The sequence below is a fragment of the Acidimicrobiia bacterium genome, from assembly GCA_040878325.1.
In the GTDB taxonomy this organism is placed as follows: domain Bacteria; phylum Actinomycetota; class Acidimicrobiia; order Spongiisociales; family UBA11373; genus JAUYIV01.
Map to the genome: position 1 here is coordinate 95,272 of JBBDMM010000012.1, position 13,294 is coordinate 108,565.

At 62.6% G+C, this 13,294-nt stretch carries 13 protein-coding genes and 1 tRNA gene; 3 read left to right on the forward strand and 11 right to left on the reverse strand.

Annotated elements, in window-relative coordinates:
- Positions 1–17: 17 nt before the first annotated feature.
- Positions 18–791, reverse strand: a complete 774-nt coding sequence (locus tag WD184_07290; protein MEX0826534.1) for a hypothetical protein — start codon at positions 789–791, stop codon at positions 18–20.
- Positions 792–863: 72 nt separating this feature from the next.
- On the opposite strand from WD184_07290, the gene WD184_07295 reads away from it, so the two are divergent.
- Together WD184_07295 and WD184_07300 are read left to right on the forward strand one after the other, a co-directional pair.
- On the forward strand, positions 864–1,031 hold the full coding sequence (locus WD184_07295; GenBank protein MEX0826535.1) for a hypothetical protein: 168 nt from the start codon (positions 864–866) through the stop codon (positions 1,029–1,031).
- A gap of 369 nt (positions 1,032–1,400) precedes the next feature.
- Positions 1,401–2,456 (forward strand): DUF4917 family protein, encoded by a 1,056-nt coding sequence (locus tag WD184_07300; protein ID MEX0826536.1) that lies wholly within the window; start codon positions 1,401–1,403, stop codon positions 2,454–2,456.
- Between the two features lie 28 nt (positions 2,457–2,484).
- Here WD184_07300 and WD184_07305 read toward each other — a convergent pair whose 3' ends face one another.
- Positions 2,485–3,210, reverse strand: coding sequence for a hypothetical protein (locus WD184_07305; GenBank protein MEX0826537.1), 726 nt, complete (start codon positions 3,208–3,210; stop codon positions 2,485–2,487).
- Between the two features lie 222 nt (positions 3,211–3,432).
- Here WD184_07305 and WD184_07310 point away from each other — a divergent pair, with 222 nt between their 5' ends.
- Entirely contained in the window at positions 3,433–4,518 is a 1,086-nt protein-coding gene (locus tag WD184_07310) for a hypothetical protein (GenBank protein MEX0826538.1), read from the forward strand.
- Positions 4,519–4,627: 109 nt separating this feature from the next.
- Here the strand turns inward: WD184_07310 and WD184_07315 are convergent, their stop codons facing one another.
- From WD184_07315 to WD184_07355, 9 genes are all read right to left on the reverse strand, one after another.
- The gene (locus WD184_07315) at positions 4,628–4,807 is read right to left on the reverse strand and encodes a hypothetical protein (protein MEX0826539.1); all 180 of its coding nucleotides are present in this window, start codon (positions 4,805–4,807) and stop codon (positions 4,628–4,630) included.
- 414 nt (positions 4,808–5,221) lie between these two features.
- On the reverse strand, positions 5,222–5,926 hold the full coding sequence (locus WD184_07320) for a hypothetical protein (GenBank protein ID MEX0826540.1): 705 nt from the start codon (positions 5,924–5,926) through the stop codon (positions 5,222–5,224).
- Between the two features lie 83 nt (positions 5,927–6,009).
- Positions 6,010–6,093: transfer RNA gene (locus tag WD184_07325), tRNA-Leu, on the reverse strand.
- Between the two features lie 45 nt (positions 6,094–6,138).
- The gene (locus WD184_07330; protein ID MEX0826541.1) at positions 6,139–6,522 is read right to left on the reverse strand and encodes a nuclear transport factor 2 family protein; all 384 of its coding nucleotides are present in this window, start codon (positions 6,520–6,522) and stop codon (positions 6,139–6,141) included.
- 36 nt (positions 6,523–6,558) lie between these two features.
- On the reverse strand, positions 6,559–7,617 hold the full coding sequence (locus WD184_07335) for an ABC transporter ATP-binding protein (GenBank protein MEX0826542.1): 1,059 nt from the start codon (positions 7,615–7,617) through the stop codon (positions 6,559–6,561).
- Positions 7,614–8,609 carry an ABC transporter ATP-binding protein gene (locus tag WD184_07340; GenBank protein ID MEX0826543.1) on the reverse strand — a complete coding sequence of 332 codons (996 nt, stop codon included), beginning with the start codon at positions 8,607–8,609 and terminating at the stop codon, positions 7,614–7,616. Before WD184_07340 ends, WD184_07335 begins: the two co-directional genes overlap by 4 nt.
- Before the next feature lie 53 nt (positions 8,610–8,662).
- Positions 8,663–9,775 carry an ABC transporter permease gene (locus tag WD184_07345; protein ID MEX0826544.1) on the reverse strand — a complete coding sequence of 371 codons (1,113 nt, stop codon included), beginning with the start codon at positions 9,773–9,775 and terminating at the stop codon, positions 8,663–8,665.
- Positions 9,776–9,793: 18 nt separating this feature from the next.
- Positions 9,794–10,966, reverse strand: coding sequence for an ABC transporter permease (locus WD184_07350; protein ID MEX0826545.1), 1,173 nt, complete (start codon positions 10,964–10,966; stop codon positions 9,794–9,796).
- Between the two features lie 192 nt (positions 10,967–11,158).
- On the reverse strand, positions 11,159–13,210 hold the full coding sequence (locus tag WD184_07355) for an ABC transporter substrate-binding protein (protein ID MEX0826546.1): 2,052 nt from the start codon (positions 13,208–13,210) through the stop codon (positions 11,159–11,161).
- Positions 13,211–13,294 lie beyond the last annotated feature (84 nt).

The window sequence follows — 13,294 nt, forward strand, 5'->3', positions numbered from 1 at the left end:
GTCGTACTACGGAACGGTTAGCGGCTGTCTTCGCCGGTCTTGACGAACTGGATGCACAGGCCCTGGTTGCGGAACCCGAAGTCCATCCACCCGCCCTTCTTGCACTCGTCCGCGGTCTGAGGCGCGACTACTCCAGCGTGCCAGTACGCGGTGTAGTCACGGGCTCCATCGTTGTAGTGGTTCAAGAACACCTGGCCGATGGTGTCACTCCCGGCATAGGACGAGCCTGCAAACTGGCCGTTGATGGCATAGTTGACGGTGTCGGTGTCGGGGTCGAGAGCAATACTGAGCGTGTTCCAATCGCCGTACTTCACGGCGACACCGCTGGGGATGTAACCCCCAATCCCCACAGTGTTCCAGACGTAGAACCCAGCGTCGACCGTTGTTGAGTTGCGGAAGACGATGAGGGGATAGGCGGTGATGGGGTCGTCGCTCGTCCAGAAGCCCACATTCAGCGGACTGGTTGCAGCATCCTCCCATTCAACCGGGACATAGAGGTCAACCTGAACAGCCAAACCGAAATCCGCAACCTTCTTGATTCCCTCGAAGTAGTAGAATGGGCTCACCGTCGATCGATTAGCACCGACGACACCGATCTCGGCGACGTCATTCCGCCCGTGGGCGGAGACCGAGGTGACGCCCCCACTCGGGAACTGCCGATCAACTTCCCAGTTGTTGTCCAGCTCGTCTTGGGTGAACGGGTCGAGCATCGCTGATGAAGCCAACGCCGCGACCCCGGTCAACCCGAGAGCCAGCAACAGCACTGAAAGTACCGTGATTGTCCGTCTCATGTTCGATCTCCCCTTCGTTCTCCACTCCATGTGCCAAACCTCGCCCCAACCTCGGTCGTGGAGCATCCTTCCATGGACTATAACCTCCTGCGTCACGGAACGTGCAAGCGCCAACTACCCAGCGTGTTCTTGGCCATCGGACCCGCCCCGATCCTCGTCAGGTTCGGGAACCGGATCGCCCAGGACGATGCGCCACAGTGCAGCCGCCGCAGCCGGATCGACCCGCTCGACGACGCGTAGACGCGACGCAGCGTCAGGCGTTCGGTCTTCGCCTTTGCAGCAGCTAGCGCGCATGCGCGCACTTCCCGAGGGTCTTGGGGAGTTCAATGCGGAGCCCAGACACCGCGTCGTTACGCCGTCTCGTGTATCTCAGTGCACCGTGAGAGTGTTTCGCTGCAGCTGTGTCGGAGAGCCGACGGCTAGATGGCGGATCCTGGTGTGGGGCGCTGACCCTAGAGGGTCGAGTGCTGATCCTGGTGGACCACGAGCCCTCTGATGAGGCAGTCTCCCAGGCCGGCAGGCTGATTCAGAAGGTGCCTCATGCGCAGCCGCCGTGGTGAGACCGTCCTGTAGGCTATGGACTCCCGACTTCCCAGAGACTGGTTGGTCATGACCCTCCTGCGGCCGTGGTCCGAGATAAGCGGGCGATTCCGACACAGCCTCCTCATCGGGAACGGGGCGAGTCGTGCGGTGTCAGAGTCCTTCGCCTACGAGTCGCTCCTTGAGGTGGCGGGGCGTCCATCGCAGGTCCAACCCCTCGATGCGAGGGACCGTCAAGTGTTCGAACTCGTGAATGAGACAGACTTCGAACGTGTGCTTGGAGAGATTGACCGGGCTCAGTCAATCGCCCGACTGGCTGGAGTGTCCGACCTTGATGCTCTAGCAGAGCAGTACGTCCGAGTAAGAAGTTCACTGATCGACGCTGTTCACACAGTCCATCCGCTTTACGCCGACCTGTCGTCGAACCGGCTTGAGCGGGTGAGGGACTCGCTGCTCCACTTCGCCTCGGTCTTCACCACGAACTACGACCTTTTGTTGTACTGGGCGATGACGGCCGGCGGTGGTAGCAGGCTCGACAGGTTCCGTGACTACTTCTGGAACCCAGAGATCTCATTTGACCTGACCGATACCGGGGTTGCTCCCGGGAAAACCCGAGTGCTGTATCTCCACGGCGGCCTCCACCTGTTCGATCCGCCGGATGGATCGACAGTCAAGGCATCGGGGTCGGAGGGTGATTCGGCGTGGAGCGTGTACAGCCCACTCTTGGCACTCACCTTCCACTACCGGGGCGCCACGTACCCGCTATTCGTCGCCGAAGGCTCGTCGGGCCGCAAGCTCACTGCGATCACTTCGAACGACTACCTCAACTTCGCCTACAGCGAATGGATCGGACACTTCCTGCCACAGACAAGCCCCTTCGAGAGTCTGGTGGTCTTCGGCCATAGCCTGGGGACCGGGGACGAACACTTGGTTCGACCCGCCATCGCCCAGTTGCAGCAGGCGGAGCGCCGGGGCGAGCCGCTGCCGGAAATCGCCGTGTCTCTCCGGCCGGACAATTCGACGGCGCTCGATGCCAGGAAGCAGTACTACCGAGCGAGGCTTGGCCGTGACGAAGTCGAGTTCTTCGACGCCTCGACGCACCCGCTCGGATTTCCGCCGAGTTGAGAGTTCGCCGCTTGGCACTCCCAAAATGCTACGAATTCGGCTGGTCGCCCTGGGCGGCCTCGGGCAGGCTGATCTCCTCAAGACAATGAGGGCACTTGGTGGCGCCTGAGTTGACCGGTTCTCGGCATCTGGGGCAAGGGGGGCGAGGGAAGATGCGCTCTAACACGCTACCGGAGCGATCCCGTCCGATGCGTTGAAGTTCGTCGAGGCTTCTGGCTATCGACTTGAGGTGTGCAGCAGCATCGGCACCAGGGGCCGAGAGGCTTGAGTAGAGCACGCCCTCGAAAGATGCAAAGTCGACTACTACATCTTCCTCGTAAGCAGTACCTCCGTACTCGTAGGTGATCGTGGCCCGGAAGGTGCTATTCGCCACGTCGGCGAAGTAGTCCTGCGGTGAGATGAAAGACCATCGATACATCCGCCCTGGCGGAAGGTACGGAATTCCTCGGTCGAATGGTCCAGCGGCAGATAGACCGGTTCCGCTTCCGTCGAGGACATCCTGTTGCACATTGAACTGGACGTTGTTGGCAGCTCGCTCGCCGAAATTTCCTACGCCGATCTCCAGCATGGGTCCCCCTCGACCTGAGACGTCAAGGTGAACATATGGCCGCTGGCTGAGCCTGGCTGCATCGGCGATACGACGGGTCTCGATGACATACCAGAACGTGAGTCCAGCAAGAATGAGCGTGGCTATCGCCTGAACGGCACCCGTGTTTCGATTGAGCGTGTCGACAAGATCTACGGCGAGAACCAATGTGAGCTCCTAAGGGTGCGTGTCCTGTATCACAGCACCCTCAAACTACATCTGCCGGGGTGCTCGCCGGGACTCCCTCACTTCTTGTCGTAGGGGTCAGATACATTGTGGGCTGTTCACCGGCATGTGATCGGGGTCCATGTTGACCCCAGGCGTATCCGCCGGGTTAGCCCCCTAGTTGGGGGGCTCTTCCAAACCGGATGTCGCTTGGGGAGGTCTTCCATGGTTACCAGGTCATTCTCGTCCGATTCCAATCCACTGAGCGTGGTGCGTGAGTTGGCTTCGGGCATCGATTCGCTCTACTTGTCGGGGCGGGCTGTTCTGCCTGATTCGTTCTTGGAGCGGTTGGAGCGTGCCAGGAGTCGAGCGCTTGAAGGCCGCGAGCCGGTCGGCTTCAGTCTTGGTGGGGTGGAGTTCGGGGTGACTCCCTTCGGATGGGGGCGGTATCCGTACCGGTTGTCGCATGAGTACGGGCTGATCGGGTTCACCTCAAGTGATCATCTGCCGGCGGTTCGAGTCCAGCCCAAGGCGCAGCTACTGCATGGCATAGGTCCCGAGGCGACGGTGGAAACGTTCTCGTCGCTGATCGCTGAGATTGCTGCTGTGGAGTGGTCAGTGTCCCGGGCGGATCTGTTCGCCGATTTGCAGGGGTTCTGGCCGGATGCGAACACACGGGACCGGTTCGTGTGTCGGGCCAGGACGCTCACCACTTACGAGGAAGCGGGCGATCTGACCGGGTTCCAGTTCGGGAAGCGTCGAGGTGGTGGGATCACGGCCCGGATGTATGAGAAGTCGGGCCAGGCTCGCAAGAGTGGTGGCGACTACTGGTTCGATATCTGGGGGGAGTCCTACCGGCCTGGGGAGCCCGTCACTCGGGTCGAGATCGAGTACGGGCGCAAAGCCCTCCATCAATGCGACGTCACGACTCCCGAGGAGCTTTTCGCCAATCTTGCGGGATTGTGGGGATACGGCACTGAGTGGCTGTCTTACCGTCAGGCATCGACGGACAAGAACCGGTCTCGTGCACCGGTGGCCCCGGAGTGGGAAGCAATCCGCAACGTATCTCTCCGAGACCGGCCGGTAACTATCGAGCGCACCACGGCGTCGAAAGCGGCAGCCTCAGAGCGTCAGATGAAGCAGGCACTGTGCGGGTGGTTGGCGAGCTTTGCTGCCTTCCGGAACGTCGACTCCATCGGTGCGAGTCTCGACCTTCTTGACCCGGTGCTGCGGGACTACGAGCGAGAGACCGGCATCCCGTTCTCGACTCGGGTGCACAAGAAGCGCCGCAAGCAGGATTGGGGCCTATGAGCGCCCAGGACTATGAGCGGGTAGCGTCGGTGCTCGTCGCTGTGAGTCTGCGCATCGTGCGCAAGCGCCAGGAGGACACCGAGTGCTGACCGTCGCCTACTGCCGAGTCTCAACCGAGGAGCAGGCCGCCGAAGGGTTCTCGATCGACGGTCAGGCCGACAAGCTGCGTGCCTACGCCGAACTCCATGATCTGGGACCTGTCACCGTCGTCGAGGAACCTGGCGCTTCGGGGAAGAACCTCGACCGACCTGGTCTCCAGCAAGTCCTGACGATGGTCGAGCAGGGGCACGTCGCTCACCTGCTCGTCTGGCGACTCGATCGGCTGTCACGGAACCTCGGAGATTTGATCCTGCTGGCCGACACCTTGGGCAAGGCCGACGTTGGGCTGCACTCCTTCACCGAACGTCTCGACCTGTCGTCGGCCACCGGTCGGATGTTCTACAACGTCCTGGGATCGTTCGCTCAGTTCTATCGGGAGCAACTCGGCGAGAACGTCGTGATGGGAATGGCCCGAGCTGCTCAGGAGGGCAAGTGGATCAACCGACCCAAGACCGGATACGACCTCATCGACGGCGACCTCGTGCCGAACGCCGATGCCGAGACCGTTCGTCGCATCTTCAGACTCAGAACCGAGGGCTGTTCGTACTCGGAGATCGAGAAGCAAACCGGAGTCAACTATTCGACGGCTCGGGGCATTTTGGAGTCACGCATCTACCTCGGCGAAGTCGTCTGGCGTGGTGAGTGGTTCTCCGGACAGCATGAGGCGATCGTCACCGAAGAGCTGTGGGAGCGGGCGCAACGAGGATGGGTCAAGGGCCGTCGTCGCCAGAGCAAGCATCCGTTGACCGGCGTCGTTCGCTGTGGTCTGTGCGGGCGGGTCACGTCGGTGGATCAGAACGGCAAGGGCAGCCAGTTCTTCCGCTGCGTTCATCGAGGGAAGGGTTGCGATCAGCCGAGACGGTCTGTGAATGGGATCGAACGTGCGGCGTTGCTCGGTCTGCGCCTGGTTGGTGGCGATGAGCAGTTGCAGGAGGCGATCAGGGTCGAGTTGCGGAGGGCGACCGGGCCGGTACCCCGCAGGGGTCCGGACCGGTCCCCCGCACTCGTGGATGATCTCCAGGAGCGGCGGCGCAAACTGCTCGACCTCCACTACGCCGACAAGATCGGAGCCGACCTGTTTGCCGAACAGGAAGCCGACCTCACCATGCAACTCGGCAGGCTCCAAGCCGAACTCAACGAGACCCAACGCCGACTCGAAGAACGCAACGAGATCGCCCAGGCCTTCGAGGACGTAGCCCGGCACCTGGCGGACCTCGACATCGACGAGATATGGCAGGAAGCAACCGACCAGGAGCGTTGGATCATCGCCTCGGACCTGCTCGATGAGATCGTCTTCTTCCCAGACCATCTGGAAGTCAAGGTGTCGGGAGCGCCCCGGATGAACGTAACCCTCCGAGAGGTGGGCCTCACCGGAGGGTCTAGTTTTCAGCGTGTCGGAGAGAGGACTCGAACCTCCACACCCTTGCGGGCACTAGGCCCTCAACCTAGCGCGTCTGCCAATTCCGCCACTCCGACGTGGGGCACGGGAGTGTAACGCGGGCCTGCGCTCTCCCAGTCCCGTCAGGATCCGAAGAATCGGTTTATCGCCTCGGTGTCGTCGGAGAATGCCCAGCGTTCGGTCGCCTTGCCATCCTTGAAGTGGAAGATCTCGGCGGTGCGGTAAGAGAAGGTCTTTCCGTCCTTGGTCACGTGGGCCTCGACCAGGGCGATCGTGTGGTCGTCGTTGGCGACGACATCGTGCAACTCGCCTTGGAAGTCGAATCCGGCGTCGTCGAAGCCGCCAAACGACGCCAACACGGCCTCCTTACCGACGATCGGATCCGGCGAGCCGATCACGTGATACTCGATGTCATCGGCGATCGCGTCAGCCAGCGCCTCGATGTCACCGGCAATCATCTTGTCGAAAATCGATCGATAGAGCGCAGCGTTTGGATGATCTGCCATGACAATCCCCTCGTTTTGAAGGGAGCCAGCCTACGCCTAGGTCCGCGCTGCTGGAGCGGCGTTGGGGGCGAGGATCCGGCCGCCCACCTCGACCAGGTGGCAGGCGACGAAATGGCCGTTGCCCTTGTCCTCGAGGGGCGGATGATCGGCGGTGTGGCAGATGTCCATCGCCCACGGACACCGGTCGAGGAATCGGCAGTGCGGCTCGGGGTTGATCGCCTTCGTCACGCCGCCCTTGATCTCCACCTTCGGCCGTTGGTAGGACGGATCGGGCACGGGGACCGCTGACAGCAGGGCCCTGGTGTAGGGATGAAGGGGATTGCTCAGCAACTCCTCGGTGGGTGCCAACTCCACGATCTTGCCCAGGTACATCACCGCGATCCGGTCACACATGTAACGGGCAACCGCCAGGTCGTGAGTGATGTACAGGTAAGAGACGGAGAACTCTTTCGCCAATCGGAGCATCAGCTCCATGATCGAGATGCGGATGCTGACGTCGAGCATCGAGGTGGGCTCGTCGGCCACCACGAAACTCGGGTCGAGCACGAGCGCCCGGGCGATGGCCACCCGCTGCCGCTGACCGCCCGACAGCTCGTGGGGGTAGCGGAACATGAACGACTGAGGCGGAGACAGGCCCACCGCGCTGAGCAGCTCGGCCACGCGGGCCTCGCGCTCTGCGACGGACCGCACCTGCTGGACGACCAGAGGCTCGGCGATCGTGTCGTAGACGGTGCGCCGCGGGTTCATCGACTCGTATGGATCCTGGAAGATCATCTGGACGTTGCGGCGGAACGCCCTCATGTTCGAGCGGCTGATGTGGGCCACATCGATCATCGAGCCGTTGTCGGCCATCTCGATCTTGCCGCCGGTGGCCCCCATCAGCTTCACCAGCATCCGCCCGGTGGTGGTCTTCCCACAGCCCGACTCCCCCACCAGTCCCAGGCTCTCGCCGGGGGCGATCTCGAAGTCGATGCCGTCGACAGCATGAACGAAATCGACTGGCTTACGGAAGGCGCCGCGGGTGATCGGAAACAGCTTCTGCAGGTTCTCGACCTTGATCAGCGGCTTCGTGGTGATCTCGAGGTCGCTGGTCATGCGACACCCCTCTCGGTGATCTCGGGGACCTGGTCCCAGTGCCAGCACTCGACGAGGTGGCCGCCGCCGACATCCTCGAGGGGCGGCGTTTCGACCGCGCATTTCTCGGTCGCGAAGGGGCAACGAGGATGGAAGCGGCAACCTGAGGGTGGGTTGAGCAGGTTCGGCGGCTCGCCCTTGAGCGGGGCCAACTTGCGGCGGGGCCCGGCGATCGAGGGTGCCGAGTTCAGCAGCAAGTAGGCATAGGGGTGCTTGGGCCGCTGGAACACTTCACGGGTTGCGCCCAACTCCACGACTCGCCCGGCGTACATCACGCCGATGGTGTCGGTGACTTCGGCGATCACCGCGATGTCGTGCGAGATGTAGATCATCGCCATCCCCAGGTCGCGCTGAATCCGCTTCAATTGGTTGAGGATCTGGTCCTGGACGATCACGTCCAGGGCGGTGGTGGGCTCGTCGGCGATGATCAGTTGCGGATCGCAGGAGAGGGCCATGGCGATGATGGCCCGCTGGCGCATTCCCCCTGAGAACTCGTGGGGGTATCTGTCGAGCATCTTCGGGTCGACCCCAACCAGAGTGAACAGCTCTTCCATGCGGGCACGAGCCTCGGCGGCGGTCGGCAGCGGCTTTATGTGCAGGTTCATCGCTTCGCGGATTTGGTCGCCAACGCGCTGCACCGGGTTCCAGGCGTTCATTGCCCCCTGGAACACCATCGAAATGTCGCTCCAGCGGTGGGTGCGCATCTCGTCCTCGGAGAGAGCAAGCAGGTTTTCACCGTTGAGGCGGATCTCGCCTTGCTTGAACTCGGCGTTGTCGGCCTGCAGTCTGAGCAGCGCCATCGCCACCGACGTCTTGCCGCACCCCGACTCCCCCACCAGGCCCATCGACTCGCCGGCGCGGATGGTGAAGGAGACATCGTTGACCGCCGAGACCGAGCCTTTCTCGGTGTGGTACTCCATGGTGAGGTTGTCCACCTCGAGGAGGGCCGGCATCCCCGCACCAGACGGGCGCGTGCTTAGAGGGGTATCCGCAGTCTGCATTGCGCTCAGCGCCTCCTGAGTCTCGGGTTGACGACTTCGTCCATCGCCCGCCCGGCGAGGAAGAACGCTGCAGCCAACAGTGTCACGGCCATGCCCGCCGGGATGAGCAGCCACCAGTAGCTGGTCCCGGAGAGCAGATAGCCGGAGCTGTGGGCAACGTTGATCATGAGGCCCCAACTCATCTGCACGTTCATCAGGCCGAGGAACGAAAGCGTTGCCTCGAGCGCGATCGCCTCGGTGACCGTGAACATCATGTACAGGAAGCTGAGCGGCAGCACGTTAGGAATGATGTGCCGGAAGATGATGTGCGCGTTGGAGCCTCCGGCCACCCGGGCGGCGTCGATGAATGGCTTCACCGACACCGACAGGGCCTGTGACTTGAGGACGATCGCCGTCCCTCCGAAGCCCGACAGGATTCCGATCAGCACTCCCAGTAATGGCAGTGTCAGGGTGAACAGCGACGAGATCACGATCAGGATCGGGATCAGCGGCACCAGCAACACCAGGTCGGCGAACCGCATCAACAAGCTGTCGATCCACCCTCCGAAGTAGGCAGCAATGGATCCGACGGTGGTCGCGATCAACACCGTCACCACCGCGGCGATGGCACCGAGGAAGAACGCCGCTCGGGTGCTGTACATCAACTGCGACAGGATGTCACGCCCCAGTGGGTCGGTGCCCAGCCAGTGTGAGTCCGAGGGCGGCGCCGGCTGCTGCGGGATCGAGATGACCTCACCCACCTGCACGAACGGCGTCGACTTGAGCTTCGCCTCCGCCAGGAGCATCTCGCCGTCGCCCACCTCGGGCCCGGCGACGATCAGGTATTCGGCCCGGGGCGCGTCATAGCCCCTCACCGGGTCGTAGACCGCCGGATCCCAGACGTTGCCCATGAGGAAGGGGTGGATGATTGCCGCCAGAGCGAACGCGATGATGATGCCGAGGCCCACAAGGCCGATCTTGTTCTTGGCGAAGAGGGCCCAGTTGCGGCTGAGTGCCTTACGGAAGAGGCGAAGTCGGATGCGCCACAGTGGTTCCTGGATTACGGGGCCGCCACCGGGAGCCCGCGGCAGTTGGAAATCCCCGACTTGTGGTTCTTCGAGGTCGACGCGATCGCTCACGATTGGCTCCTCCTTCCGCTACTGGTAACGAATGCGTGGGTCGAGATAGACATAGATGATATCGGCGATCAGATGCCCGAGCAGGGCGAGCACCGCGATGATCGACAGGGTGCCCATCGCCAGCGGGATGTCCTCGAGCAGCACCGCCTGGAAGAGCAGCAGCCCGATCCCCGGCCACGAGAACACGGTCTCGGTGATGATGCCGCCGCCGATCACGAACGCCAGGGCGAGCACCAACGAGGTGACCACCGGCAGCAGGGCATTCCGGGCCGCATGACGGTCGCGGATCGCCTTTTCCGGCAGACCCTTGGCGCGTGCCGTGAGGATGTAGTCCTCACGCAGCGTCTCGAGCATCGAGCTCCTGGTGAGCAGCATGATCCCGGCGAATGCCACCAGGGTCAGGGTCCCCACCGGCAGGATCGTGTGATGGAAAATGTCGCCGGCGTACTTGCGCATCGGCGAGATCCAGAAGTACACGAAGGGGAAGATCACCGCCGCCAGGAACGACCAGTTGCGCACCCGGATCGCCTGCGGAAGTTCCAGTCGCTTCCGTGCCACCAGGGTTATCACGGACGCGACGAACAGGGCCAGGGTGGCCACGAGGATCATCCGCATGAACACCTCATTGGTGGTGAACGGAGAGCCGGTCCACTCGGGCGCGTCGATGAACTTGTTGATCGGGAACACCGTGAAGCCAACCCAGCCCGCAACTGTGAACCCAAAGAACCAGATCATCAGCAGCGCGAACCACGGATAGAAGATCGTGTAGAGCCCGACGCCGCCCAAGGTCAGCAAGTACTCGGTGGCCTTGCCCCGCCGCCATGCGAGCACCTTCCCGGTCACGAAGCCCAGGTAGTAGGCGAGAACCGTGGCAGAGAGGAACAGCACGATGGTCCGGGGCAGCGCGGCGAGGATCAGCGAGCTCACCGAGGTCGGGTACTGCGAGAGCGCCACCCCCATATTGCCGGTGAAGAAATTCTTCATGTACGAGGTGTACCGGCCCCACAGCGGCTGGTCGAGACCGAGGCGGGCGGCGAGGCGAGCCTTCTCCTCCGGCGGGATATCCGGGTTGCCGATGTACTGCTGGGAGAGATCTCCCGGCTGTGCTTCGAGAAGGAAGAAGAGGATGGTGAGGAAGATCGCGAACAGGATGATCATCTGCACGAGCCGTTTGCTGATGAACTTCGTCATCCCCGGTCCTCCGTTCGCCCGGCGTGCTCGCCGGAATTGGGCGAAGATAGCAGGTTAGGCCGATCGCGCTCGCGTCCGCGTGGCCTCCGCTCAGGTTACCGCGGGATCCGCTTCACGCCAGACGCGAAGTGGGGGGGGGGGGGCCGAAGTCCCGCCCCACTTCCTAGTTGCTCTTGCGAGCGTCTAGTTCATTTACGCAGCCGCGCCGACCACGCCGGGGAAGCCGTTACCGAACTGGAGACCCGAGAGGGTGTCCGTGAACGGGAACGAGACTGCCGCCGAGCGGTACGCCTCGAGGATGCCAGTGTCGAACAGGACGATGTAAGGCTTCAACTCGAAGAGAATCGCCTCCATCTCCCACATGATGTCAAAGGCAGCCTCGAACGTCTGAGCAGCGTTGAACTCCTCGACCAAAGCGTTGAACGCCGGGTCGTTGAATCCGGGGCTGTTGTTCCCGTCGTTCACGAGGGTGTCATTCTTCCCAGCGAAGAAGGACTCGTGATACGTCGGAAGGGCCGGGTTACCCAGGCTCCAACCGAGGAGGAACATGTCGTAGTCGAGCTCACCAGCGTCGTTCGGCACGTACACCTTGTTCACCAAGATGTTGAAGTCCGTCGGGAACGCTTGCGCCTCGAACCCGAGGTCCGAGAGGGCCTGGGCAATGATCAGCGAATACGTTGCGCGAAGCGGGTCGTAGCCAGGTCCGGGAGACAGAATCTCCAGTTCCTGAACCGTGACGCCGTTCAGCATGATGCCAGAGCCAGGAACGATCGCGTTGACCGCGAAATCGGGCTCCTGCCCCTCCGGCCAGGTGAACCCGTTTGCCTTCAACGCGGCTACCGCGAGGTGGAGGCGAGCCTCAGAACCCGTTGCGGTGTAGTTCGTGTCGTCGGCTGGATCGTCGGCATCTTCACCGGGATCCACGAACGGAGCACCATCGTGACGGACATCCGTCGACGCTTCCGTGTAGATGAGCGCGAAGGCATCGGCCACTTCCGCGTTGTACCAGTTGGTGTTCCCTTCGGGAACCGTTGCGTACAGCGGGAAGGCCACGCCCTGGAGCACGCTGGTGGCCACGTACTCCTTGTTGATCATGAACGCCAATGCATTGCGGAACCCCTGGTTGGACATGGGCTCGCGGCGCAGGTTGAACGCCATGTAGCGGAAGCCGTTCGTCGGGTTGACGACGGCCGTCAGGTTCGGGTCGCTGGTGATCTGGTCCTGGAGACCACGCTGAAGGCCCAGCGGGTTGTAGAGGAAGTCCACGTCGCCATTCCTGAGAGCCAGGATGGCAGCGCTCTGATCACTGTAGAGCTCGAACGTCTGCTCGCTCATGAACGGGCCGCTCGTATACGTCACGCCGCCGGAGACGACCTCACGACCGGTGTCGTAGTAGGTGTCGTTGGCGAGGACACGGGCGAACGCGCCAGCCTCACGGCTGTCGAACACCGTCGGACCACCCGAGGGATCGCCGATACCCGAAGCCGCATAGAGCGTTTCGGCGGGATCCGCGCCGCCTGCTGCTGCTGCGACGACATCGCCCCAGAAGTGCGCCGGCATGATGGCGGAGAGCCCGGGACCATGCGGCCAGATCGCGAGACCCGGCTCGAGGTTCCAGGTGAACTTGACCGTCTTGTCGTCCACGGCCGTAACCGCAGTCAGGCCGAGGTTCTCCGACACGACCGTCGGGTTGCAGCCCTCGGTATCGGGATCGTCGATCAGCGCCCACTGGTACGAGGCCACCCAGTTACCACCGAGGCAGAAGTCGCGCACCGTCTCAGCGGTGAACACGATGTCCTGAGCGGTGATCGGGGTGCCGTCGCTCCAGTTGGCATCGTCACGGATCGCCACTTCGACGGAGAAACCGTCGCCGTCGGCAACCGCGGTGCCGGGATCAGCAGAAGCCGCGATGTCGTTGCTCAGCTCCAACCCCGGAAGGTTGATGCCAAAGAGCGACGGCTTCGTCGGCCCAAGCACGTAGGCGTTCCACACCGTGCTCTGGGGGTCGTTATACGCCCAGTAGTTGTCGGTGGTGGTGTCCGCGAAAATGCCCGTCCGGTATACGAACCCTGCCACAGGAGGCGCGGTCGTAGCCGTAGTAGTTCCGGTGCCTATGGTCGTAGTAGCGCCAGGCGCAGCAGTCGTGGTGGTGGCATCGTCATCGCCGCAAGCGGCGGCCACCAACGCAAACACTGCGAAGGCAACTACGAGCCGCCATCGGCCCGAGAGCTTCGGAGTTGTCACTATTTGTCTCCAATCGTCAGTCTGACGGGCGGAACGGGCACGTGCGCGAAGTCGCGCAGCGCGCACCGTGTACCCACCTTGGGA

Coding starts and splice junctions, on each gene's coding strand:
- WD184_07290 (MEX0826534.1), bottom strand. CDS start 791: ATGAGACGGACAATCACGGTACTTTCAGTGCTGTTGCTGGCTCTCGGG.
- WD184_07295 (MEX0826535.1), top strand. CDS start 864: ATGGACTATAACCTCCTGCGTCACGGAACGTGCAAGCGCCAACTACCC.
- WD184_07300 (MEX0826536.1), top strand. CDS start 1,401: ATGACCCTCCTGCGGCCGTGGTCCGAGATAAGCGGGCGATTCCGACAC.
- WD184_07310 (MEX0826538.1), top strand. CDS start 3,433: ATGGTTACCAGGTCATTCTCGTCCGATTCCAATCCACTGAGCGTGGTG.
- WD184_07320 (MEX0826540.1), bottom strand. CDS start 5,926: ATGGTCTGGGAAGAAGACGATCTCATCGAGCAGGTCCGAGGCGATGAT.
- WD184_07330 (MEX0826541.1), bottom strand. CDS start 6,522: ATGGCAGATCATCCAAACGCTGCGCTCTATCGATCGATTTTCGACAAG.
- WD184_07335 (MEX0826542.1), bottom strand. CDS start 7,617: ATGACCAGCGACCTCGAGATCACCACGAAGCCGCTGATCAAGGTCGAG.
- WD184_07340 (MEX0826543.1), bottom strand. CDS start 8,609: ATGCCGGCCCTCCTCGAGGTGGACAACCTCACCATGGAGTACCACACC.
- WD184_07350 (MEX0826545.1), bottom strand. CDS start 10,966: ATGACGAAGTTCATCAGCAAACGGCTCGTGCAGATGATCATCCTGTTC.